At 57.8% G+C, this 24,460-nt stretch carries 20 protein-coding genes; 11 read left to right on the forward strand and 9 right to left on the reverse strand.

Annotated elements, in window-relative coordinates; genetic code table 11:
* The first annotated feature begins 391 nt into the window (after window positions 1–391).
* Window positions 392–1,438, forward strand: coding sequence for a 3-keto-disaccharide hydrolase (locus ETAA8_RS01285; protein WP_145083747.1), 1,047 nt, complete (start codon window positions 392–394; stop codon window positions 1,436–1,438).
* Here the strand turns inward: ETAA8_RS01285 and ETAA8_RS01290 are convergent, their stop codons facing one another.
* Complete coding sequence (locus ETAA8_RS01290; protein ID WP_145083750.1) at window positions 1,439–2,200, reverse strand: CPBP family intramembrane glutamic endopeptidase; 762 nt, start codon at window positions 2,198–2,200, stop codon at window positions 1,439–1,441.
* Between the two features lie 166 nt (window positions 2,201–2,366).
* On the opposite strand from ETAA8_RS01290, the gene ETAA8_RS01295 reads away from it, so the two are divergent.
* Together ETAA8_RS01295 and ETAA8_RS01300 are read left to right on the forward strand one after the other, a co-directional pair.
* Window positions 2,367–3,302: an amidohydrolase family protein gene (locus ETAA8_RS01295; protein ID WP_145083753.1), complete on the forward strand. Its 936-nt coding sequence runs from the start codon at window positions 2,367–2,369 to the stop codon at window positions 3,300–3,302.
* The gene (locus ETAA8_RS01300) at window positions 3,302–4,492 is read left to right on the forward strand and encodes a glycosyltransferase (RefSeq protein WP_145083756.1); all 1,191 of its coding nucleotides are present in this window, start codon (window positions 3,302–3,304) and stop codon (window positions 4,490–4,492) included. The genes ETAA8_RS01295 and ETAA8_RS01300 overlap by 1 nt, the downstream gene beginning before the upstream one ends.
* 90 nt (window positions 4,493–4,582) lie before the next feature.
* On the opposite strand, the gene ETAA8_RS01305 is transcribed toward ETAA8_RS01300, so the two are convergent.
* Window positions 4,583–5,455, reverse strand: coding sequence for an SDR family oxidoreductase (locus ETAA8_RS01305; protein WP_145083758.1), 873 nt, complete (start codon window positions 5,453–5,455; stop codon window positions 4,583–4,585).
* A gap of 305 nt (window positions 5,456–5,760) precedes the next feature.
* Between ETAA8_RS01305 and ETAA8_RS01310 the strand changes: the two genes are divergently transcribed.
* Window positions 5,761–7,308, forward strand: coding sequence for a cytochrome B6 (locus ETAA8_RS01310; protein ID WP_145083760.1), 1,548 nt, complete (start codon window positions 5,761–5,763; stop codon window positions 7,306–7,308).
* Window positions 7,309–7,317: 9 nt separating this feature from the next.
* Here ETAA8_RS01310 and ETAA8_RS01315 read toward each other — a convergent pair whose 3' ends face one another.
* Window positions 7,318–7,821, reverse strand: coding sequence for a TrmH family RNA methyltransferase (locus tag ETAA8_RS01315; RefSeq protein WP_202921490.1), 504 nt, complete (start codon window positions 7,819–7,821; stop codon window positions 7,318–7,320).
* Between the two features lie 166 nt (window positions 7,822–7,987).
* The gene (locus ETAA8_RS01320; protein ID WP_145083763.1) at window positions 7,988–9,400 is read right to left on the reverse strand and encodes a DUF1501 domain-containing protein; all 1,413 of its coding nucleotides are present in this window, start codon (window positions 9,398–9,400) and stop codon (window positions 7,988–7,990) included.
* 672 nt (window positions 9,401–10,072) lie between these two features.
* Here ETAA8_RS01320 and ETAA8_RS01325 point away from each other — a divergent pair.
* A complete protein-coding gene (locus ETAA8_RS01325) occupies window positions 10,073–11,092 on the forward strand; it encodes a restriction endonuclease (RefSeq protein ID WP_202921491.1) in 1,020 nt (339 codons plus the stop codon).
* A 466-nt stretch (window positions 11,093–11,558) separates the two neighbouring features.
* On the opposite strand, the gene ETAA8_RS01330 is transcribed toward ETAA8_RS01325, so the two are convergent.
* The 3 genes from ETAA8_RS01330 to ETAA8_RS01340 form a co-directional block, all read right to left on the reverse strand.
* Window positions 11,559–12,134, reverse strand: coding sequence for a hypothetical protein (locus tag ETAA8_RS01330; protein WP_145083769.1), 576 nt, complete (start codon window positions 12,132–12,134; stop codon window positions 11,559–11,561).
* Between the two features lie 422 nt (window positions 12,135–12,556).
* The gene (locus tag ETAA8_RS01335; protein ID WP_145083772.1) at window positions 12,557–13,438 is read right to left on the reverse strand and encodes a BON domain-containing protein; all 882 of its coding nucleotides are present in this window, start codon (window positions 13,436–13,438) and stop codon (window positions 12,557–12,559) included.
* Window positions 13,439–13,845: 407 nt separating this feature from the next.
* On the reverse strand, window positions 13,846–14,400 hold the full coding sequence (locus ETAA8_RS01340; RefSeq protein WP_238397654.1) for a hypothetical protein: 555 nt from the start codon (window positions 14,398–14,400) through the stop codon (window positions 13,846–13,848).
* 313 nt (window positions 14,401–14,713) lie between these two features.
* Between ETAA8_RS01340 and ETAA8_RS01345 the strand changes: the two genes are divergently transcribed.
* Both ETAA8_RS01345 and ETAA8_RS01350 read left to right on the forward strand, forming a co-directional pair.
* A complete protein-coding gene (locus ETAA8_RS01345; RefSeq protein ID WP_202921492.1) occupies window positions 14,714–16,450 on the forward strand; it encodes an OprO/OprP family phosphate-selective porin in 1,737 nt (578 codons plus the stop codon).
* 50 nt (window positions 16,451–16,500) lie between these two features.
* On the forward strand, window positions 16,501–17,076 hold the full coding sequence (locus tag ETAA8_RS01350) for a hypothetical protein (RefSeq protein ID WP_145083780.1): 576 nt from the start codon (window positions 16,501–16,503) through the stop codon (window positions 17,074–17,076).
* Window positions 17,077–17,089: 13 nt separating this feature from the next.
* Here ETAA8_RS01350 and ETAA8_RS01355 read toward each other — a convergent pair whose 3' ends face one another.
* Window positions 17,090–17,668 (reverse strand): RNA polymerase sigma factor, encoded by a 579-nt coding sequence (locus ETAA8_RS01355; RefSeq protein WP_145083783.1) that lies wholly within the window; start codon window positions 17,666–17,668, stop codon window positions 17,090–17,092.
* A gap of 453 nt (window positions 17,669–18,121) precedes the next feature.
* Here ETAA8_RS01355 and cbiE point away from each other — a divergent pair, with 453 nt between their 5' ends.
* From cbiE to ETAA8_RS01375, 4 genes are all read left to right on the forward strand, one after another.
* Window positions 18,122–19,360, forward strand: a complete 1,239-nt coding sequence (gene cbiE / locus ETAA8_RS01360) for a precorrin-6y C5,15-methyltransferase (decarboxylating) subunit CbiE (RefSeq protein ID WP_145083786.1) — start codon at window positions 18,122–18,124, stop codon at window positions 19,358–19,360.
* Window positions 19,361–19,406: 46 nt separating this feature from the next.
* Complete coding sequence (locus tag ETAA8_RS01365) at window positions 19,407–20,321, forward strand: alpha/beta hydrolase (RefSeq protein ID WP_145083789.1); 915 nt, start codon at window positions 19,407–19,409, stop codon at window positions 20,319–20,321.
* A gap of 89 nt (window positions 20,322–20,410) precedes the next feature.
* The gene (locus ETAA8_RS01370) at window positions 20,411–22,450 is read left to right on the forward strand and encodes an alpha/beta hydrolase domain-containing protein (protein ID WP_145083792.1); all 2,040 of its coding nucleotides are present in this window, start codon (window positions 20,411–20,413) and stop codon (window positions 22,448–22,450) included.
* 22 nt (window positions 22,451–22,472) lie between these two features.
* Window positions 22,473–23,474 carry an alpha/beta hydrolase gene (locus ETAA8_RS01375; protein WP_145083796.1) on the forward strand — a complete coding sequence of 334 codons (1,002 nt, stop codon included), beginning with the start codon at window positions 22,473–22,475 and terminating at the stop codon, window positions 23,472–23,474.
* A gap of 7 nt (window positions 23,475–23,481) precedes the next feature.
* Here ETAA8_RS01375 and ETAA8_RS01380 read toward each other — a convergent pair whose 3' ends face one another.
* Complete coding sequence (locus tag ETAA8_RS01380; protein WP_145083798.1) at window positions 23,482–24,129, reverse strand: DNA-3-methyladenine glycosylase family protein; 648 nt, start codon at window positions 24,127–24,129, stop codon at window positions 23,482–23,484.
* Window positions 24,130–24,460: the final 331 nt, after the last annotated feature.

Genomic DNA, 24,460 nt, shown 5'->3' on the forward strand with positions numbered 1-24,460 from the left:
ATTCCGCGCGAGCTGGCGGCGTCTGCGATGCAAATTTGAATCCATCAAGCTACCACGGCTAGACCCCGGGCGAAAGACCAAACCCAAAGCGGGAGAGTCGCCGTTTCCTTGGCTCGTGGCGACGGCCAAGAGTTTCCGGAAAGCGAACTCGACTCCAGAAGTTGCCAATCTGCTGTAACGGATAAAATCTCCAGCACTTAGGACTTCCGAGGTCGACGTAACTCCTTACCGTAATAAGGAAACTGCGAGTTTCGATTTCCAATTGCCGTCGACTCTTATCATGAATGTGAAGACTTCGATCAAGTTCAGTGCTTGAGTTCGCAATGCCAGCAGGATAGTTTCACGCTGCCAAGTGCTGGCTACCTCTCGCCATTGCCCAGGAGCATCTTCGATGTTCAATTCGCTGGCCCTCGTTCTGCTCACCCTTGCCGGTGGTGAGGAAGGCTTCACGGAGCCGCTGGCCGATGAGAAATCCCCGGCCGAGTATGGCTATGGTCTGAGCAAAGAGGAGGCGCTTACCGGTTGGATTGCCCTGTTCGACGGAAAGACGACGTTTGGTTGGCAAGACGCCAAACTAGAGATGAACCAGAACAAGGCCGGCTCGTCGCGCGTGCTAACCGCGGGAACCACGACGAGCCCGTTTCACTGTTATGAACTGCGCCTGAATGTCGTGACGGCTGGAACATTGCAGGCGGGGACTGCTTTCTCGCTTCCTCTCAAGCCTGGGTGGCAACGCGTCAAGTGTGCTCATCGATTGGGACAACTGCAATTGAAAGACGGTCTGGCGGTCGGTGAGTTCTCGCTGCGGCCCACTCAGGCAGTTCCCCTCTTCAACGGCAAAGACTTGAGTGGCTGGCGGGTGCTCGCCTACCCCAAATCTCGCCCCGACAAGACGGTGAGTTGGAAAGTTCAAGACGGGCACATTCACGCTCTCGGTGGTCCCGGCGCGCTGGAGTATCATGGTGCGGCAAAGGCCAACGGCGACGTTGGCACTGCTCCGCCGCTGCTGCAAGATTTTCTGTTGCAGGCCGATGTACGGACAGCGGAAGCCCACACCAACGGTGGCATCTTTCTGCGCAATCCGCCCGGCACAGTGATGATGGGCTACGAGACTCAGTTGCACAATCGCGTTTACGATACGCGCAACGGCCAAGGGGGCTGCTGCACGGGTTCGGTCGACGATCGCCAGCATGCGCGCAAATTGGTCTGCCGCGATTGTGAACTCTTTCGTTTGACGACGGTCATTGCTGGCCCGCACATTTCCATCTGGGTGAATGGCCATCAAACCTGCGACTGGACCGATATGCGCGAGCCGAACGAGAACCCGCGCCGCGGGCTGCGACTTGCCGGCGGCACACTGCAACTGCAAGCCCATGATCCGGAAACGAATCTGGAGTTTCATCAACTCCTGCTCGATCGCTACGAGACGCCGAAGTGACTACTTCAACTGCGAGCCGAGCAGATCGTAGCCAATGAGAAAGATCACGGCATCGGCGCACGCATGGGCCAGCCACGGGGCATAGATTGATCGGCTCCGCACATAAAGCCAGCCGAAGATCGCGCCGCCGCTGCCAACGCAGAGCGACAGGATATATGTCCATGGCGAATCCCAGCGAAAATAGCCCGCGAGCACTAGCACGTGATGGGCCATGAAGGCCACGCTGGAAATTGCGATCGCCCGCCAGGTCGCTGCGGATATCGTCGCGCTGCTCGTGGCATCAGAAAGTTCTTCGCGCGGTCGCAGTTCATTCAGCACGAACCAGCGCCAGTAGTATTCTTCGAGCCACGAATGAACCAGCGAGTAGCCAATCGCTAGCGCCACAAATCCCGCGCGCCAGTCCAGCCCAAAGCCCCTCAGCTTGGCCAACATCTCTTGCACGGGCGCAGTGAAGACACCGCTCGACTTGAGCCAGAAGTAATAGACTGCCAGCCCGGCGATCAGTTGTGCGATTCCAATTAGCAGCGCTAAACCTAGCCCGCGCGTTGGGAGCTGCGGCAACGCTAGTGGACGTCGTTGGATACAAAACACCCAGACTGCGGGAAAGGCGAATTGAATCACTTTGCCAATGCCGAACGCCGCTTGCTGCCACGTGCTGGGTGAATCTTTGAGCAACGTGAAATAGACCCACGTGAGTAACGTGGGGTAAGTCATCGCGAATAAAACGGCGATGAGATTCGCGCGGTGAGGCAGTGCAGGCATCGCTTGATTATGCCAGCTGGGCTCCTGCAATGCTTGCCCCAAGGGCCGCACTGCGATAGGCTCAGCGCGGCAAAAAGATATCGTGGCATAGGCTTCCAGCCTGTGAACTCGGCAGCAGGAGATTGGTGACAGGCAGGATGCCTATCCCACTTTGAGGACTTCGCTTATGAATCGCCGTCATTTCCTCTCAGCCACCGCGGCCGCCCTCGTTGCCGCCAGTCACTATCACCTCCAGGCGGAAGACAAAAAATTCCCCACGGGCGACTACGTCGACATGCACACGCACTTGGGGCAAACGTGGAACACCACGCAGCCGTTAAGCGCGGAAGAATTGCTCCGCTGGATGGACGCTCATAAGATCGCGCAAGCCGTGGTGCTGCCGCTCGTGTCGCCCGAGTCTTCGAGCTATTTGCTGACGAGTGATTTCGTGCTGCAACAGACCAGCCCGTTTCGCGACCGGCTGATTCCCTTCTGCTGCGTCGATCCTCGCACCAGTTACAACGGCGGCGCGAAGGGCTTACTCACCATGCTCGAAAAATATCGCGAGGCGGGTGCCAAGGGTTTTGGCGAGCACAAGCCCGGTGTGGCCATCGACGACCCCCGCAACATGGCGTTGTATGCTGCCTGCCACGAACTGAAATGGCCGCTCTTGTTTCATCTCGACAATCAACGCAATCTCGATAAGCCCGGGCTTCCCGGACTGGCCAAAGCGCTCGAAGCACATCCCGACTGCAAGTTCATCGGTCATGGGCCGGGTTGGTGGGCGTCGATTAGCGGCGATACTTCGCAGGTCGATCTCGGCGGTTATCCCAAGGGAAAAGTCGCCCCTGGTGGTGCGATGGACGCGCTCATGGAAAAATATCCGAACCTGTTTGCCGATCTGTCCGCCGGCAGTGGTGCCGGGGCCATTAGTCGCGACCTGGAATTTGGCGAACAATTTTTAATTCGTCGACAAGACCGCGTGATGTTCGGCACCGACTTTCTAGCACCAGCCCAAGCGGTCCCGCAGTTCGATCTGTTCGAACAAAAGCTGCAGCTGCCGGCCGAAGTGGCGCAGAAGATTTATCGCGGTAATGCCCGCCGGATTCTGGGACTCTCGTAATGGATTTCTGGCCACTGGTGCTCCTCGTCCTTCACTGGGCTGTTCTTGTTCTCGCGATCTTCACGGCAGTCTTTTCCGTTCTGATGGTCCTGCTGCTGGCCTATAGCGACCGCTGCGTCCGTCGCCTGGCCGAAGTGCCACTCCCAGCTGACTCCGCGCAGCCGCTGCCGCGCATTTCGCTCATCGCGGGTGCCAAGGACGAAGAGCGGAACATCGAAGAGGCCGTTCGCTCGCTGGTGGCCATCGATTATCCGAACCTGCAGATCACGCTCGTCAACGATCGCTCGCGCGATCAGACGGGAGCGATCCTCTCGCGCCTGGCCGCCGAGTATCCGCAGCTGAACGTCGTGCACGTGACGGAACTGCCCGCCGGTTGGCTCGGCAAGAATCATGCGCTGCAACTCGGGGCCGATCACTCGGACGGCCAGTGGTTACTCTTCACCGATGCCGACATCGTGTTCGAACGAACCGCACTCCGCCGCGCCATTAGCTACGCCGTCACAAATCAGGTCGACCATCTCGCCGCGACCCCCGACGTCAACATGAACTCCTGGCTGCTGCAGGCGTTCGTGGTTACCTTTTCGATCTTCTTCACGATCTTCGTCAAGCCGTGGCTGATTCGTAATCCAAACAGCTCCGCGCACGTCGGCATCGGCGCGTTCAACCTGATTCGCGCCAGCGTTTATCAACAGATTGGGAGACACGAACCGATCCGCATGCGCCCCGATGACGACATGAAACTCGGCAAAATTGTGAAGCAGAGCGGGCACAAGCAAGACCTGGTGCATGGGATGGGGATGATCGCCGTCGAGTGGTACAGTTCGCTGAACGAGATCATCGTCGGCCTCGAGAAGAACGCCTTCTCCGGCGTCGACTATCGAATCTGGCACACGGTCCTTTCTTCCCTCTTCCTCCTCACCATGCATGTCTGGCCGTTCCTCGCGGTTTGGATTGTTCCCGGTCCAGCGCGGTGGTTCTATGTGGCCGCGGTGGTCGTTCAATTGTTCATGGTTGCCCGCTTTGCTCGCACGATGAGCATTCCCCTGAGCACCGCTTTCGGTTTCCCGCTCACGGTGGCGATCTTCACCTACATTCAATGGCGGGCGATGATTCTCACCTTCGTACGCGGCGGCATCCGCTGGCGCGATACGCATTACTCGCTGGCAGAACTGCGCGCGAATCGAGTGTGAGTGGGTGGGGGCTAGAGGCTGGGGACTAGAGAAGAGAAAACGTAGGCACGTCTTACTAGCCCCCAGCCCCTAGTTCCTAGCCCATTCTCATCACCCATTCACAATTTCGCCGCCGTTGGGATGCAAAATCTGCCCGGTGATGTACGAGGAATCTTCAGCAGCGAGAAACACGAAGCAGGGAGCCACTTCGGCCGGTTCGCCGGCGCGGGCCATCGGCACATCGGAGCCGAACTTCTTCACTTTGTCCGCTGCAAACGTAGAAGGAATAAGTGGCGTCCAGATTGGTCCCGGCGCAACGCCATTCACGCGGATTCCCTTGTCGACCAACTGCATCGCCAGCGAGCGCGTGAACGTGACAATCGCCCCTTTCGTCGCCGAGTAATCGAGCAACTCGGGACTGCCGCGATAGGCCGTGACTGAAGTCGTGTTGATGATCCGCGCGCCGGGATCCAAGCGCGGTAGGGCCGCTTTGGTCAGATAGAAGAACGAAAAGATGTTCGTTCGAAAGGTTCGTTCCAGTTGTTCGGCGGTGATGTCGGCAAGCGACTTCTGCGGGTGTTGTTCGGCCGCATTATTCACCAGAATGTCGAGCCGGCCAAACTTCTTCAGCGTTTGTGTCACCACCTTCTGGCATACAGCTTCGCGGCCAATGTCGCCGGGAATCAGCAGGCACTCGCGGCCATGCTCGCGCACTTGCTGTTCGGTTTCGCGGGCATCGTCGTGCTCGTTCAGATATACAATCGCGACGTGCGCTCCTTCCTTGGCAAAGGCGACGGCCACGGCGCGGCCGATGCCGCTATCGCCCCCCGTAATGATCGCCACCTGATCTTGCAGCTTGCCGCTGCCGGCATGTGAGGACCGGGTCACTTCCGGCAATGGCTTCATCTTCGCTTCGAGACCGGGACGGCGGTTCTGCTTTTGTTCGGGACGGATTTGGCGTTTGGGCTGAGTCTTGGCGGGCATGGTCAAACCTTGTCGTTCGGAAATGTTCAGGGACAAGCTGGACGAAACGATGCGTACGAAGGTGGGCAAAGAGTATGCCGCGCCGGGAACAGCGATCCTGAAACCTTGAACTGAACGACTACTGACCAACCTGACAGGTTGCGGCACAAGAATTGGCAAATGTTGAGTTGCGGCCAATGCCGTTTGTGAACGTTGTGGACGAAAGAGTGGCCAATTTGCGGCAGTCGAAAGCGTGGCATCAAACGTGCTTTGATTTGTCGGCACACCATTCGTCATTGATTGAAAGTAAGTAGCAGGAGCCACCCATGAAGAGACTAGCCATTACCTCAGCCATCCTGTGCGGCGTTACGCTGGCCGGTGGTTTTGCCTTCCGCGCGGTGGGACAACCGGGGGCTGTACCGCTGCCAGCGTCGCGTCGCGATGCCGTGCAGGAAGCTCAGGCTCCTGCTCGCCCGGTACAACAGCGAGTGGAGCAGTTGAAAACCGAACACGACCTGGCCATTGCAACGTCTGCCAAGGATCCCGCGCCCATCACGCGCGATTTGCAGAAGCAGCCCAACCAGGGACAAACCTTGGGGTTCGATTTCGGCCGCGATGGCAATGGCTCCGCACGGCCGATGCAGCCCTTCGAAGAAATCATGACGAAGGAATCGCGGGCCAAAGCAGACGTGATGGCCGCGCAGAAGTCTTACCTGGCCGGTCGCTTTAATATGCGGCCACGGCTCGATCCGAAAGCCACCATGTCGCGCGGCAAACCACTCGCAGTGGGACCGACGGCCATCCTGCCGGAAGGTATGCGCTGGGAAGACTTCGCCAGCATGACGCCTGCGGAGATTCGCGAGAAAGGAGCCTTTCCTTACACGGCGCTGCCTCATCCGCTGCAGACGAATGGTGGGCAAGTCTTCCCGCAGATGCAGGTCCAGATGTTTCCGAGGCTGCAACGGTTCGATGTCGATTTCGATCTGCCGGAAGAGTTTCTGCCCGAGTTTCCGCCCGCGATCTTCTTGAATAATCGTCCGGAACTCGGTGACGTTTCGCAGGGCGAAGTCGTCACGATCAACAACTATTATCGCCTCTTCAAAGGTCTGCTCACGCCGGTGCAACTCGACGGTCTGCGAATGCTGGTGACTCCATTTCCGCAGGAAGAATTCAATCCAACCGATGATCGGAAAACTCTCGAGCCCAGTTTGGGAGTGACCTGTTTCGATTGTCACGTGAACGGACATACGACGGCCCAGTTCCACTTGAATCCAGACACGCGGCCGCAAGAGCGCCGGATGCGACTCGATACGACTAGCTTGCGTGGCGTCTTTAATCAGCAGATTCACGGCTCGAAGCGCAGCTTGCGATCGATTGAAGATTTCACCGAGTTCGAACAACGGACTGCCTACTTCAATGGCGATCAATCGCATGCGGCGAAGAAGGGGATGAACATCATCGACCGCGTGCTGGTCAGCAACATGGCTCAAATGCAGAACATGCTCGATTTTCCACCGGCACCTAAGTTGGACGTGGCCACAGGGCGACTCAATCCCGACAAAGCCAGCGACGCCGAACTGCGGGGCGAAGCCATCTTCTTCGGCAAGGGAAAATGTGCGAGTTGCCACAGCGGAGCGTTCTATCTCGACGACAAGATGCACGACCTGCATCTGGAGCGGTTCATGTATGACGAACCAGGGGACGGTCCGATTAAGACCTTCACGCTGCGGGGCATCAAAGATAGTCCTCCCTACCTGCACGATGGTCGCTGCTTGACGCTGGAAGATACGGTCGAGTTCTTCAACATCGTGCTCGAACTCAAGCTGACCAAAGACGAGAAGGTCGATCTCGTAGCGTTCATGCGGGCGCTATAACAGGCGAGCTTAGCCCTGCGGATATTGCCGGCAGTACTCGTACATGGCGAGTGCTGCCGAAGTGGCCACGTTGTAGCTGAACGGCAGGCCATAGACGGGAATCTCGACGCAGGCATCCATCCACTGGAGCTGCTCTTCGGTCAGCCCGAGTCGTTCGTTGCCGAGTACGAGCGCCGCTTTGCGCGGGAACTGATACGTGTGCAAGTTGTGGGCACCGGTGGTCTGTTCTAAGCCGATAAGTGGATAGCCCTCTTCCTTTAACTGCTTGAGGACCGGAAGCAACGTGCGATGCACTTCCAGTTCGACTTGTTCGCCGCCATCGCGGGCAATCGATTTGTGAATGCTGGGATTGCCGCACGCTACGACCCGCGTGATGCCGCAGCAGCCCGCGGTGCGGAGCATGTTCGACAGGTTCACATTGCTGCGTAGCGGCGCGCAGACAATGATCAACTCGCGCGGTCGCTCCAGAGCCGTCGGCGGCTTGTGGCGCAGATGTTCGAACGGTTCGGACATGGGGGAGGAGCTGGGAATTGGGAGCTGGAAATTGGAGATTGGGGACAAGAACGAGACGATACGGAGCCGCGTTGATGATAGCTGGGGAGCGCGGTTTTGGCGATTCGGGAAGAAGTGGGATGGCCCGTCGAGTGGAATAGAAATGACAGGCTGGAAGCCTGTCCCACTAGAGGAGGCCGTCGATGGGTTCGGCCGTTTCGCCCAGCTTGGCGACGTCGCGGGGGATGTTGGTTTGCAGGCGGAGGAGCCCCATGTCGAACAGGACGTTCATCAGCGTGATGAGGAGGTTCTGCGGGCGATAGGACTTGCCCGCCGCGCGAGCTGCCTGGCCGTCTGACTGGCCGATGACTTGCCCCATCTTCAGCCCGCCGCCGAAGAGTAACAGCGGAGTCAGATCGCCGTAGTGATCGCGACCGCCGTTGTTATTGATGCGCGGGGTGCGCCCCATTTCGCCGGTGACAACGAGCAGGATCTTCTCTTGCAGGCCGCGCTCGCGCACGTCGTCGATGAACGCACTGACAGCGTGATCGACCTGGTGACCCAGCGGTTGCATGCCACCGAGGAACTTCGGGCTGTTGCCGTTGCTGTGCATGTCCCAGCCACAATCGCTGACGGTGACGAACCCGCAACCCGCTTCGCACAAGCGGCGAGCGAGGAGCATCTGCCGGCCGAGCAAGTTGGTGCTGCGGCGCATATCGCCCCAGCGCTGCACATCTTCGTTGCGGAAGACTTTCGACGTGTCGTAGCGCTCGAGCGTGGCCTGGCTTTCCTGCTTGAGATCGAAAGCTTGCGCGACGCCGCGAGTGATGACATCGAGCGCCTGTTGTTGGAATTCGTCGGCACCTTTGACGGCGATTTCGCGCTCGGCGTCGCGCTTCATCCGGTCGAGACCGGCCAGCAGGTTGCGCCGATCGAGCAGACGCTCGGCGGGAATCTTCAGTTCCAGGTTATCTTTGAGTTGACCGCCCCCAGCTGGATTGAAGGCATTGAACGACGGGCCCAAATCGCCGGGCTGCGTGAGTGTGGGGAGTGCGCCGGTTTCGAAATTGCTGCCCAGCTTCAACCCTTCCTTCACTGCTTCGGGGAGCAGGAGGATGTTGTTCGGGATGCCGGTCTGAGGATGATTCACGCCGGCGACGCGGGCGTAAATGGCACCGAGGGCCGACTTGAGCGTGTTGCCGCCGGTGGTGACCGATTCGTAAGAGTGCCCTGAGTTGCCCGAACCGTAGGAGCGGACAACGGTGAACTTGTCGGCCCGTTCGGCCAACTGGGGAAAGGTGCCGCCGAAGGTGATGCCGGGATGCTTGGTCTGCAGTTCGCCCGTCACGCTGCGAATCTCAGCGGGGGCCGACATCTTGGGATCGAAGAACTCGATGTGGGACGGCCCGCCCGACAAGAACAGCAGGACCACCGACTTATCGCGCACCAGGGGCGAACCGGCAGCCTTGGCAGCCAACAGTTGCGGCAACGTGAGGAGCCCGCCGAAACCCATCGAGCCGAGCGCACCGATCTTGAGGAAGTCACGACGAGCCAGCCCTTGGCAGTTCCGGCTGGGCCGCGGATCGGCGATGGTGAGCATGGCAAAGTCCTCGTGACTGGGCGGGAGCGAGGCGGAGGGGCGGGGAATCAACAGCTATTGATCTATGGCCCAGTCTAACCGTTCGTTTCACCTGTGCCAAATTTCTGCCGGCTCTGGTGTGAATTCCACGCGACGAAAATTGGACACCACCCATGATAGGGGTATCCGTTCGTAAGGCTGCTTGCGGATAGCGTGTACTGCGAAACTTCGCCGCATAGCACGTGGATTTGTACACTCAAGAGGTCGCACCATGGCCGCGATCGACAATGGCATCTCGTTCGCAGAGCACTATCAACACTTTTGAGCAATGCATGGACTGCCGCCGAGCACGATATGAAGCGTCACGTGAACGTTCGCGCTTGAGCGCGCAGTTACAAAGTCAGGATCTTCGACTGATTCGCGGTACGATCTCCTCAGTGCGCCGCGAGTCGGCATAACGCATTTCACGCTGCATTCTCGCACTCGCGACGACAAAAGATTTCGAATGCTCCTCGTCATCGTCGGCAACGAGGTCTGATCTGCATCCGCGGCCCAGGCCAGTCGCCAATTTCAAGTGAGGATTTGGCGTGATATAGTCCGACTGTCAGGGCTGGAGCACCAGACCTGACCTACGCAGCTTGGAATTGCAAACAATATTTATCTCATTGGTCCATGGCTCTATGGCTGGATTCTATGCCGACAGAACTTTACCAAGTACTGGATGCTGAACGGCGAGTTCAGCAGGTTCGCGCAGAGTGTGAATCACGCGGTGCATTCCACGTGATGCGAATTGACATAGATCGTTTTGATTCCGAAATTGCTCACCAGGAAAAATTGCGCGCAGAGCGATTCGGTAGCAGCGCAACCCGCTGGCTATGGTGGCTACCGTTGCTAATCTATTCCGGCCGTATATTCTGCGGTCAAGCAGTGAGCCTTAGCGGAATTCCTTTGTTTGCAGTGTCACTACTTGTTGCTGTTTTGTTTTTAGGGATTGGCTTGATCCTCGGCATCGGTTTGGGCCTTTCTCAACAAATCACAATCTTGACGGGCGCAGTTCTCTCCGCTACCTCGGGCATTGGGTTCGCCGTGTCCTTAGTTGCAATCAACGAGGAAAATGCCAAGCAGAGTTGTTTAGAAATCATTCGGTGGAAGGAAGACCTCGCTAGGGAAAACTCGAAGATTCAACAACTACGTCGCGAACGGAACTCCGTAGATGAATTGTTGAGAATCCGGACGTCTCTTGAAGCACTGGTCCTTCATGCGGAGACACTTCGGCAGGAATTTGAGAGTATTCCAAACAAGCTTGCGATCGAGAATTGGCGCGCGATGCGGAGTATCGAGTTTGAAGATTTCCTTGCCACTGTGTTGCGGCATCATGGGTTCGATGTTTCGACAACTAGAAGAACTGGTGATCAAGGGATTGATCTCATTGCAGTATCGCAAACAATGCGCCTGGGTATTCAAGTGAAGGGATATGAGAACAGTGTCGGTAACGATGCTGTTCAACAGGCTCACGCCGGAAAGGCACACTACAAATGCACGCACTCGGTCGTTATCACAAACAGTGTGTTTACTCGAAGTGCCAAGGAACTGGCAAAAAGCGTAGAGTGTCTGCTTATCGATGAGTCACAAATGCTCGATTTAATCGCAGGCCGAGTCTTGTCGGCACACCGTCCCGTTGAGCGAACGGGGTGTATTCACGAAACTTCTTAACGCCGGTTTGGCGCTCGGGCTTCGAGCCGTTCTGAGGTGAGGCTGTGAGGCAACTCATGATGAAAGTGAGTCGAAGTCCGCCAGGAGTGGTTAGGTGCCTTACCTCATAAGTCCAGGGAACGCACGGGTAAGTACGACCCGTTCACGTTTACCTAATTTCTGCCGGGCATTTCCAGAGACTTACGTCGATGAAAAACGCAAACCACCATTTTGGGTGGTGTTCAACAATTCGAGCCATTTTGAGCACGGAATGTGCGCCAAACCCAAGAGTTGTGCCAGGTGAGGGGGTCGTGGTACTGGTCTTAGTTGGACAAGTTGGTGGTGGTGGAGCGCTCGGCCGCAGCGAGGCCGTCGACGTAAGTCGCGCAGTCATAACGTCCGCGCGCAAAAAATCAGCCGCCAGGGAAGTGGCGGCTGAGAGAGGTTTAAGCGAGTTTGGTCGGGCCGAGCTTCAGTTAGGCAAAGCCTAGTAGTTCGAACCGGCTCCACCGCTGACGTTGCCAACCATGTGGAAGTGGTTGTGATCGATGTACAGCACTTCCTGGGCGTCTTCATCCACGGTGGTATACGGGATGGGCCAGCCGACGCGAGTGACTTCCGAGTAGTAGACGGTGCATTTGTAGTGAGCGTGATGCAACTGCACGGGACCGAGGAGCGGTACGACGCGCGGCGGATCGATGTAGTCGGCGATCTTCTCTTTTTGAATGCGAACGTTGTTTCGTTGGCGTTCGTGCAGGAACGGCAAGCCACCCTGGATGGGGTTGGCTTTTTCCCAAGCCTGAACGACTTCGTCATCGCTGGGTGGATCGAGAGCCACGGTGGGACCACCGGGCTGCAGCGGCGGCAGGATCGGTGCCCGCTCGTAACGCTCGTGGTTCCAGAAGGCATCTTCCTGCTTCTTCTGGTAGTACGGGCTGACGGGGATTGGGATGCCCCAGAGGCCCATGTTCGTACCGAGTGCCATTCCCACGCAGCCGGTGCTGGTGAGTGACGTCAGCGCCATCACGGTGCAAAGTGCTGCGAGTGCCATCCTGTGCGACATGGTTCATCCTCGATGCGAATCAGTCAATTGGCCCGTTGCGAGCTTCGTGAGAAGTTCGCGAATTGGCCGGCTTGTGTCGGTTGCCTAACGCCTGAGCTAAGAGCCCAACCGTTCCAGAGCTATTTATCGTGTGAAGCTGTAACGAACTTGCAGGATTTTCCGGTAAGGCGGGATTTTCTGAGAAATCGGGCGAGGGATCGGTGAGGGGGCTAGGAACTGGGGGCTAGGGGCTGGGGAAATACGGGGAAGACTGTGCTAGCAACCGGCGCATGGTGAACCCAACTATGAGATGTCACCACTGCGGGGCATTTCTTGTTCTTGTATTTTCCCCAGCCCCCAGCCCCCAAGAAACGAAAAAACCTTCGCGGCCCAAGACCGCGAAGGCTTCATGCTGTCGTTACGTTTTGCTATCAGCGGGCTGACTAGCGATAGCGGCGATTCTTGAAATCGAGGAACCACCAACCGTCGTCCCATTCCATGGTGACCTTACGCCAACCCAGCGGAACTTGCGGGTAGGGATAGAAAGGTCCGATGTAGGGCCAGGCGGTGGGCGAGTATTGCTTGGGATAGGTCACGGCGGCGTAGTTCGGGTAAGCCGCGTAGCTCGGCCAGGCGTGGCCGGGCATCGATGGGTGATCGTAGCGGGCTGGGGCGATGCCCATGCCGCCGCCGGTGTGCATTGGTACTGGCTGGCCGTAGCCTTCGCCAGCGTACTGGCTGGGCATGCCTTCTTGGTGATTTACATAACGGGCCGGGGCATAAGCCATTGGCACTTGCGACTGATGAGCCGGAGCTCCAGCGTAGGGCTGCATGGCTGGCGACTGCGGAGCAATCGCTTGGATACCGGTCGGAACCGGGCTGCTCGAAGCAACCACGCCCGAGCCAACTTCACCGCGGGGCGAGAGGGCCGGTGTCGGTGTGGCAGGAGTCGGGTCGACGGGCAAGTTCATGCTGGCCAGCATGTTCTTCGATTGCGAAGGGCTGTCTTCGCTCGAGAACTTGTTGTTGGCTGGGGCAGATTCAGTGATGGTGATGTCGTTCACCACTTGCTTCACGCCCTGCACGCGGCGGGCGATATCAAGCGCCCGGGCCTGTTGTTCGGGTGTCGAAACGCGGCCCGAGAGCCAGACCGTTCCTTCTTGAACTTGCAGTTCAAGATTAAAGCCCTTCAAGCTGCCGGTCTTTTTCTCGGCTTGCAGTTTCTGCACGATGGTCTGAGCGATTTGATTGTCGTCGCCCATTGCCACAACTGGCACCAGCGTCATGCCGGCCAGCAAGGCAAATTGAAACACGTAACGTCGCATGGTTTCCCCCTCCTGAGGATGAATCTTCGCATGGGTGCCCGGCGTTTTCGCGGCTGCCGAATCTCTTGTGTCAGTGGTCGTCACGCTTCTTGGGTCGCGTGACGTTCAGGCATAAGTGACAACCGCCAACCGGGCTGCTTCAGGTCGAAATCGACCTGTGCCAAGATGAGCGCCTCATTGGAACGAACGTTCCCCCCTGAGACCTGACCTGGACAAGGCGTCAGCGCAAATCGAGTGATTCGACTGAGTACCCGCTAGTAATTGTCGGTAAGGGACCGTGCCGGAAGGTAGGTTTTTTTCGATTTTGCCGGTCGGTCTATGGCTCAATCAGCCCCGAAAAGGCAGGAATCGGGGCTGCTAGCGAGAAACTTTAACGACTGCGAAGAGTCTGCCGTGCGGCAGCCAAGCTACCTGGGTTCGGTGGCCTTTTCCGTTTTGGTCTCAGCGGGCTTTTCGTCGGCGCGGGTAATGGTGCCGAATAGATGCCCCTTCACAGCTCCATGTTGCCAAGTGCCACTGTACATACCGTCGTAAATGACGACCCGCGTGCTGAAAGTGCCGAGGCCTGGGACCGCCATGTCGGTCATGGTGATGACCGGAGTATCGCCAGCCCACTGAATTTCGAGTGGGATCGGCAGTGTCTTGTCGGTGGTCCCATATTTAACGCGGGCCTTCAGCAACCAAATGTCGCCATCGGGAATTTTTTGGGCAGAGACAATGGTGTATTCCTCGGGGGTGGGTGCCTTCTCTTCCTTTCCAAGCACGGTAAAAGTGCCAGTCATTCGCGCGCCGGTTAAGGTTTTTTCGAGCTTCGCAATCAGTTCGTCTTTGGTCGCCGGTTTTGCTGCCGGCTTCGCTGGGTCTTGTGCGGCGGCCATGGGAAGCGACGCCAGCCCGAGAGCAACAAGAAAGCATGCTGGCAGGAAAAACTGTCCCGCGAAATAGCCAAACGAGCGTTTCATCGTGCCAGCTCCCTGATTTTGAGGCGGAAGGAATCAACCTCAGCAGTATCTCGCCCTGGCCAGCAAGTTGCAATCGGCAACGACTCACTCTGCTATCGAAGCCAGCTTCGCGCCAGCAGACTGCGAAGATTTTCTCAAAGGATCGATTATGCCAGACCGATGAGATTTAAGGATCGTAGCGGTTAATCCGGCGGGTCAAGGTATGCGTACAACGCACCGCACCCAGCTTCACTACCAACCACCCGATTTTTACACCCGCGTCGCTGACTGGATCCTCCAGAGGCAACCTGACCGAACTCTCGGAGGGAATGAAATGCCTCGGACCACTTACCACCTGACAGCTTGGCCCCTTACAGTGGCCGCACTGCTGACGGTGCCTTGGCCGGGGCAAGCCCAGTCACCCCCCGCGTCCGCCGCCTGGCCAGTACCGGCCATGCAGATGCCCGTGCCGCCGGGTTCTCAGATTCAGCCCTTTCCCATTGCTGAACAATACGGGCCGCTCAACGTGGTGCAGCCGCAACAGCTACCAGTGCCGCAGCACTTGCCGTCTCCGCAATTCGCTCCGCAGCAGCTGCCGCTTGCTCCCCAACCATATTACGTGCAACCGGCCACCGCGACCGAAGCCGACGAAGCACTCGTGCCGCTTCCCCTCACCGATGCTGAACGTCTCGCCGATTTGGAAGCGAAGTTCGACGACATCGCCCAGAAGTTGAAGGCCTCTGTCGAAAAGGAAAAGCCAGCACCGAAGAAAGAAGATTTTCCCACCTTTAGGACGACCGGCTTTTTGCAACTCGATTCCGCCCTGTATGCTCAGACGCCCGAAAACATTGCGACCGTGGGCGATGCACAGGACGGCACTGGTTTTCGTCGCGCTCGACTTGCGGTGCAGGGGAAAGTTGCCGAGTTCACTGCCTATCAAATTGAAATGGACTTTGCGACCGCCGGGCGGCCGAGCTTTTTCGACTGTTATGTCGAGCAGTCGAACATTCCGTTTCTCGGTGCAGTGAGGATCGGTCATTTCTGCCAACCCTTCAGCGTCGACTCGCTCACCGGCTTCCGCAATCTGACGTTTCTCGAACGCTCGTTGCCGTTTCTCGCGCTGGTTCCCTTCCGCAAGACGGGCATCTCTGCAGCGAACCAAAGCGAAGATCAAATGACACAGTGGACCTATAGCCTGTATCGCACGGGCGGGTTCAACAATGCGCCTCTGGGTGATACGCGGTCAGCGACCGACATTGGCGACATTGGCGGATACTCATTCGCGACGCGGGCCACACACTTGCTGCATTACGACGATCTGGTTCCCGATCGGTATTTGTGGCACATCGGCGGCGGTTACACCTTCGCCATGCTGGGTGCCAACGACGCTGTAGGCAGCGGTGCGTCGGGCAACATCGGCAGTCCGCGCCCCTTCTATCAAGCACGAACCACGCCGGAATTCGGCCCGCTCGGCTTCTCGGAGTTTCCTAGCAGCTTCGGCTCCGCTGTGAACGGAACGCCGATCTTTGTGGATACGGGGCGCTACGAGGCCACGAATTTCAATATGTTTGGACTCGAATCGGTGACCCAATGGGGCCCGTGGGGCGTTACTGCGGAGTACATCGGCACGCAGGTAAATACACCGTGGGGCAGCGTTTACTATCAAGGTGGTTACGCACAGGCCGCTTATCGACTGACGGGTGAGAACCGCGTCTATGACAAGAAGACCGGAACCCTGGGCAAACTTGTTCCTTATACCGACTTCATCCCGCTCAAGCGTGACGGCATTTGTGGCTGGGGCGCGTGGGAAGTGGCGGCCCGCTGGTCGGTCATCGATTTGCGGAATCCCGACTCCTTCGACGGCCATTATTATGTCGCCGCGACGAACTCCTACACCGGTACGAGCAAAGCTGGCAACGGAGTGCTAAACGACACCACGCACGGCATCACCTGGTTCCTGAATACGCACACAAAGATCCAGGCCAACTGGATTCACGCCATGCTCGACAACACTGCCGGCGGTCCCAGCACCGCTGACTTGTTCGTCAGCCGCGTGCAGGTGGACTACTAGTCAGTTCCTTCTACAAATCATCAGCCAACACATCCGCAGGGAACTCAGCCATGCGAATCATGCCCTATCTGTTTGCCGCGGCCATCGTCGCGATCTCGACCGCTTTGACCATCGCGCAGGAATGCTGCGTCACCTGCGGATGCAATGTTTGCATCCGCAAGGTGTGCCACGTGAAGTGCGAGATAAAGAAAGTCCCGAAGATCGAATACTCGTGCGAATGCGAGGACTTCTGCGTCCCCGGGCCGAGCAAGAAGTGCGGCTATGAATGCACTCCTGGCTGCGATGGTTGCAGCCAGTGCAAGGTGAATTGGGTTCCCCAGTGCGCTGAAGTTCACACCAGGCACAAGCTGAAGAAGACGACTGTCGACAAAGAAGAAAAGACTTACAAGTGGGTCGTCGAGACTTTCTGCGAGCAATGTGCGACCCGCTGTGTGACGTCCGAAAAAGACTTACACAAACTGCAAGTTGCCTCGGCAGAAGAACCGGTGACCGACGTTCGCAGCAACAACAGTCCCGTTCAACAAGCTTCGTTCGAGCAACCAGTGCGTGCCGAAAGTGCGACCAAGAGTCCGGCAACAGCTATACCAGCGGCCAAGAGCTGGTTCCGCTGGCCTTGGCAGAAGTAGTGACCGGCGAAGCTTAGTTCGCAGCCGAGTCGACACCAAAGCGACGCAATTTGGCGCGGGCCCGATACAACGTGGGCCCGACGCTGTTGCTCGGAATTCCGAGCGTGCTGCTGATCTCGTCGTAGCTCTTGCCTTCGATGTGATACAGCTGCACGATCTTGGCTTCCTCGCCGCCGAGTTCTTCCATCAGCTTTTGCACTTCTTCGCGATTGCTGAGGCGATCTTCGACCGGCTGATGCTGGTCGACTACTTCGTCAGCTTCGGCTGCATCTGCTGGCGGGGCATTCAGTTTGCGTCGCAGCATCTCGCGCACGACAACGCGGCGAGCGACCACAGTCAGGTAAGTGGCAAGGCTGCTCAGCCCTTTGAAGCGCCGCATCACGGCATAATCGTCGGCCACAAAGGCCAAGAAGACATCGGCGGTGAGATCTTCAAGGTCCTGAGTAGTGATGCTCAGCCCCCTCGAATCGGCGGTGTGATTCACGACGTGAATCACGAGCCCCAAAAAGCGGTCGACAAAGGCTTCCCATGCCCGAGGTTCATGCTCCAAACAGAGTTGGAGCAGTTGGCGATCTTCGTCGGTGAGAGGCACGGGGAGCGTTCCTTGGGCGGACAGCTAAAGGCAAATCGTGTTGCGAACTCCAAGCTTCCTGAGAAGTGATCGGCAACTTCACTGGCCAGCGGGTTGCGATTCATTTTAAGTCGCGCCCCGCACGCGGGCAAGCGAAACCATGGACTGCAGCAGACACATTCACCCTTTTTGGACGCAACCGCGACTTTGCCGTTTGGGCATTCTGCGGCGATGAACGCATCTAAGTGTCCACGGACTCACCTACCTACTGAAACCCCGGGTGGCGGACGAAGTATCGAAACTGTCAGTACTTAGGCGCCCAGAAAATCCCACCGTCGTTCCCTACGCTGACTGTTACCACCCCACGGGCCGCCGTACAATGCTCGGGAAATAGGCGTATTTTCGCCGCGGGGCAGATGGCTCGTCGTCGTTGCCACTTTTCTACTTCTCCTTCGGCAGGTCACTGCGGTTCGCATGGAAAAAGTTCAAATCATTGGTATTGGTGACGACGGACTCGAAGGGCTGACCGCCGCAGCGCGGCAGCGCCTGCAGCAAGCAGTGTTGATCCTTGGCGCGCGGCAGGCATTGGCGGCAGTCGAATCGCTGCCGGCCCAAAAGCTTGATATCGGTGGCGACCTAGAACAGATTGTGCGCCGCATCGATGCCGCCCAAGGCAAGTTGATCGCCGTGCTGGCCAGTGGCGATCCACTTTTTTACGGCACCGCGCGCTTCCTGTGCGATCGCTTGGGTAAAGACCGTTTTGAAGTCACGCCCCACGTCAGCAGCATGCAGCTCGCGTTTGCACGGGTAAAAGAAAGTTGGGACGATGCTTACCTGACCAGCCTCGCGACCCAGCCTTTGGATTTAGTGGCCGAAAAGGCGCGGACTGCAACCAAGGTCGGGCTCTTCACAACCGATGCCGCTCCGCCGGCAGCCGTGGCTCAAGCGCTGCTGGATCGGGGCATCGACTACTTCACTGTGTATGTGTGCGAGAACCTCGGCGCGCCCGATGAATGCGTAACGCAGGGAGAGCTTGAAGAAGTTGCAACGCAGCAGTTCAGCGCGCTGAATGTGATGATCCTCGTTCGCAAGCCCGGCGTGCCCGATCGGCCCGCGAGCATGGTGGGTCGCCGCTTGTTTGGCAATCCGGACGATGCGTTCCTGCAATCGCAACCCAAACGGGGTTTGCTCACGCCCGCTGAGGTTCGCGCGATCGCACTGGCCGAACTCGATATCGGTCGCAGCAGCGTCGTATGGGATGTCGGCGCGGGGAGCGGCAGTGTGTCCATTGAGGCGGCTCAAGTGGCCGCAGCTGGCTCGGTCTATGCAATTGAAATGGACCCCGAAGATTACGCGCTCATCGCCGCGAACTCGGAACGCTTTGGGGTGACGAATTTGATTCCCGTGTTGGGACAAGCCCCTGATGCCTGGCAGGGACTTCCCGACCCCGATGCAATTTTTGTCGGCGGCACCGGCCGGCATATTCGCGGGCTGGTCGAACAAGCGTTCGAAAAACTCAAGCCCGGGGGTCGCCTCGTTGCCAATGTCGGTAGCATCGATAACCTGGCTGACGTCCGCAAAGTGCTGCACAAAGCGGCTGGCGACACCAAAGTGCTGATGGTGAATATTTCGCGCGGCAACGATCAACTCGACCGGCTGCGCTTCGAAGCGTTGAATCCGACCTTTTTGATTATCGCCGTCCGTGGGAAGTGAAGCAGCGGAAGACGTGTTGATGTAGTTACTGAAATTTGAGGGTGAAATGAAATTGCGCGTTACTTCGTGGGCATGGGCACTCTTCTGCAGCGGTGCATTTCTCTTTCCCTCGCTGGCACAGGAAACGCCGAAGACCGCGCCGCCAATGCCTCCCGCGGGTGTGCTCTATCAACCCGATCTCGAATATGGGACCGGTGCCGGCGAGAAGCTGAAGCTCGATCTGGCTCGGCCTGAAAAACTCGATAAGGCCGCTCCCTGCGTGGTCGTTATTCATGGTGGGGCGTGGCGCGCTGGCGACAAACGACAGCACACGAACATCATTTTTCAGTTAGCCCAGCAGGGTTACGTCGCTGCGACCATTCAGTATCGCTTAGTTCCCAAGCATCGCTTTCCTGCGCAGGTGGAAGATGTGAAGTGTGCCGTCCGCTATCTGCGGGCTAGTGCGGCTGAGCATAAACTCAATCCTGAAATGATTGGCGCGATCGGTTTCTCGGCCGGTGCGCATCTCTCGATGATGCTCGGAACCATGAGCAAAGATGACGGCCTTGAAGGGGATGGAGGCCACGCCGATCAATCGAGCCGCGTGCAATGTGTGGTGGCATTCTTCGGCCCCACCGACATGGAGCGCAAAGATCTTCCCGCTGTCAGCGTAGGCCTGCTGAGTGATTTTGTGGGAACAACACCCGAGGAAGATAAGGGAGAACGAAAACGAGCTTCTCCGATTACTTATCTCGATCAAGGGGATGCGCCAATCCTCATTTTTCAAGGGACAAAAGACAAGCTGATTCCCACTTCGCAAGCGCTCGTGATGGCCGATGCCATGACGAAGGCTGGCGTGCCCGGCCGTGTCGAATTGCTGATTGGTGCTGACCATGGCTGGGGTGGCGAAGAACTTATTCGCACCTGGAACGAAAGTTTGCTCTTCTTCAGTCAACATTTAAAACCAAAGCCAGTCAGGTAATACTACCTAGTGATACTGCGTGTGTTCGTTTGCAACGATCACGCACGAATCACTCCCACCACTCATTCCTGCCCGCCGAGGAGGTATTGATGTCGCTACGAGGATTGGCCCCTTTGCTGATGGCTGTCGTGCTGACACCAGCCTGTTTTGCCGAGGTTACTCGCTGGGAGATCAAATCTCGCGAGCCGTACCTGGCTGGCAAATCACTTGGCGAAGTTGGCAAGTATGAGCGACTGGTGGGCAAAGTTTACTTTGCCATCGATCCTAAAAACGAAGCCAACAAAACAATCGTCGATTTGCCGCTGGCACCCCACAATGCAAAGCAGCAGGTTGAATTTTCAGCCGATTTTGAAATGCTGGTTCCCGTCGAGCGGAGCAAAGCGAATGGTGCCGTCTTTTACGAAGTGAATAATCGCGGCAAGAACACGGCGGCCAATCTGATCGACGGTGGTGGCGACGATTTTCTTTGCCGCCAGGGCTTTGTGGTTCTCTGGTCGGGTTGGATTGCCGAAGTTCAGCCCGGCAACAATCGCTGGATTCTACAAGCTCCGCCGGCGACCGAAAATGAAAAGCCTCTGCGTGGCCTGGTGCGGAATGAGTTCGTTCTCGAACAGGCCGCCGAGCGCGCTGCGGTCGCGCATCGCGCGAATCTTGGCAGCTATCGGCCCGCCCTCGATGCTCAGCGAAACGCCATTCTTTCGTTCCGCGAACGAGAAACCGATTCGCGTCGCGTGGTTCCGCGCGCCGATTGGAAGTTTGTCGTCAGCGATGTTGTCGAGGGGGGCGTGAAAGGGCAACTGCCGCTGGTGGAAGTGGAACTGGTCGGTGGGTTGCAGCCGGGGTTGATCTACGAAGTCGTGTACGAAGCCGAGGGGGCCATCGTGCAAGGCGTTGGCATGGCCGGAATTCGAGACATTATCTCGGCACTGAAATACGCCAAGTCAGGGGAACAAAATCCGCTGATCGATGGCACGGGTAAGTCGCTGGTGAATCGAGCGATCGGCTTTGGTACATCGCAAAGTGGTCGGCTGCTCCGGCACTATCTGTGGGAAGGCTTCAATCTCGATGAGCAAGGTCGCCTGACGTTTGATGGTGTGATCTCGCACGTTGCCGGAGGTGGTCTCGGCTCGTTCAATCATCGGTTTGCTTCGCCCACGCGAACCAATGGCCAGCACGACGAGCATTTGTTCCCAGCTGACTATTTTCCCTTCACCTATGGCGACGAGAAAGATCCTCACACCGGTAAAGAGGACGGCATTCTTCGCAGGAGCCGGCTGGCGAAGTCGTCCCCGCTTGTCTTTCACACGCAGTCGTCCAGCGAGTATTGGCACCGCAGCGGTTCGTTGGTGCATACCGATCCGCTGGCCAAACGAGATGCCGAGTTGCCGAGCAACGTGCGCATCTACTCGTTTGGCGGCACGCAGCATGGTAGTGGTGCCGGATATCCTGGCGCGAAAGGTGGTGGACAACTCCCAGCCAGTCCAGCCGATTATCGCCCACTGATGCGCGCGCTCGTGGTTGCCATGGATGCTGCGCTGAAAGACGGCACCGAACCGCCAGCCAGTGTTTATCCCAAGCTCAGCGACCGGACGCTGGCGAATTGGCCGGCCAACGAAAGTGGCTGGCCAGGCATTCCCGGCGTGAACTATCCGCAGGTGATTCAGCGGCCGTCGCTCGTCGACCGCGGTCCGTGGTGGGAGAAAGACGGCATCGCTTCCCTCGAGCCCCCTGTGGTCAAGCAAGCCTATGAAGTCCGTGTCCCCGCCATTGGTCCCGATGGCAACGAAGTTGGCACTCTAAATCTGCCAGCGATCACGGTTCCTGTTGGCACCTACACCAGTTGGAACATGCGCGATACTTCGATTGGGGCTGCGGGCGAGCTCCTATCGTTGCAGGGTGGCTTCATTCCCTTTGCCAAGACCAAGGAAGAGCGACTGGCCAAGAAAGATCCGCGTCCCTCGCTGGCCGAACTCTATCAGGGCTACGACGACTACGAAGCCAAGTATCTGACTGCAGCTGAAAAACTAGTCGCGCAGAAGTATCTGCTCGCTGAAGACCTGCCGCGATTGAAAGCGCTTTGCGAAAAGTTCAAGCCGTGGTTCGATTCGCCTGCCGTTGGATCGCGCTAGTAATGAGGGAGTTGAGGCGATAATGCGTGACGCGCTCCTGATCGTACTAGCGGCCGGAATGTTCTGCACTTGCAGTGGCTTTTGCGCTGCCGAAAGTGACGCCTCCGACATCGAGCGCGGTACAGCCAAATATCAGCCGGCAGAGATGTCCGCTGAGTTGAAGGTGGGTGAGCGCTTTCGCTTGCCCGAGCACACGTTCAACTACGAAATGAAGCGGCTGGATGTCGAACTATCGAATCACGACATTTGGGACGTTACGTTTCCCTCGCCGGTAACGACTCCTCACGAAGTCAACAACACGATCCACTGCGAGTACTATCGCCCGCGCGGCGCGGGCAAAAAGCCCGCCGTGATTGTGCTTCACATCCTGGGCGGCGATTTTGCTCTCTCGCGACTCTTTGCTGGTTCGCTCGCCCAACGCGGCACGGCAGCCCTATTCGTGAAAATGCCCTACTATGGTCCACGACGACCACCGGGCAGCGAACGGCGAATGATTAGCGCGAATCCGGAGGAAACCGTTGCCGGGATGACGCAGGCAGTGCTCGACATTCGTCAGGCCACGGGCTGGCTAATGAGCAGACCCGAAATCGATCCCGAGCAACTCGGCATCTTCGGCATTAGTTTGGGGGGCATCACGGGCACCTTAGCTGCGTCGTCGGAACCGCGCTTGAAAAGTGTTTGTGTCTTGCTTGCCGGCGGCGACTTGGGGCGCATTGCGTGGGAAGCGCGGGAGTTTCATCGCCAGCGCGAGAAACTGATTGCCGCCGGTCACACGCTGGCCGATTTTCGCCAAGCGGTCGAGCCGATCGAGGTTCTCAACCATGCCGCCAATTGCCGCGGCCGCAGAATCTTGATGCTCAACGCCGAGAGCGACGAAGTGATTCCGAAGCCCTGTACGGAGGCCCTGTGGGAAGCCTTCGATAAGCCGGAAATTGTTTGGTACTCCGGCGGACACTATTCAGTACTGCAGCACTTTCTAAACGCCCGCGGGCGGGTGCAGGATTTCTTCCAACCGAAGAAGTGAGCCATGCCTACGCGGGCTTTTGGCTGGCGAGGTCGCAGGCCCGCCACAAGTACCACGCCGCGGCCGAGCGAAACGGCCGCCAGCGCTCGCCGTGTCTGGCAATCGCTTCCAGGGCCGGGAGTTCTTCCCGCTGATCTTTTTTAAGGTAGGTCAGTCCGAAACCTTTGCGAATGCCCAGGTCGGCGACGGGGAGTACGTCGAGACGACCGAGCGTGAACATGAGAATCATCTCGGCCGTCCAACGACCAACGCCGCGAACTTCTGTCAGCAGTTCGATGATCTCTTCGTCGGTCTTCTTCGCTAGCGCCTTTCGCTCTGGAACAAGCCCCGCTGTACTGCGCGCCGCCAGATCGCGAATCGAAAGAAGCTTGTTGCGAGACAGTCCTGCGCCGCGCAAGACCTCGTCTGAAAGAGCGGCAATTGCCGTGGCGTGTTCGCTGGGTTCGGCAGGGAGCAGTGCAAGCACGCGGCCGTGAATCGTTCCGGCAGCTTTGCCCGAGAGTTGCTGATAGACGATCGACTTCATCAATCCAGAAAAGATCGTCCCCTTTTGCGCGCTCAGCAGCAATGGACCAGCTGCCTGAATGAGCCGGCCCATTTTTTTGTCGACAGCCGACAGGTGTGCGATGATTTCGTCCGACCTTGGGTGAGGCATGGGGGTTGCAGATTGATGATTTGTGATGGCAGATTTCAACTGTTCGGCTATCAGTCGACCAGGGTGCCTTAGTTAGGGAAAGGGGGTTCCGGAGTTTGCCGCGGGAGTACCGCGTAGGACCTCAAAAACAGGCTTAAATCCATAACGGGTTAGGCTGAGAATTTACAAAATTTCGCGCGGGCTGCGTTCCAGTCTCGATTCCCTGCTGACGATGACCACGAGCCCGTACACGCCGGTGGCGATCGCAAATCGTCAATCCTTCCATTCGGCACAATCGCTCCAGCCCTACCCGAGTAACTTCCGCAACTCCTCATTCGCGCAGCTTGCCGTG

Origin of the sequence: Anatilimnocola aggregata (genome assembly GCF_007747655.1) — a bacterium.
GTDB lineage: Bacteria > Planctomycetota > Planctomycetia > Pirellulales > Pirellulaceae > Anatilimnocola > Anatilimnocola aggregata.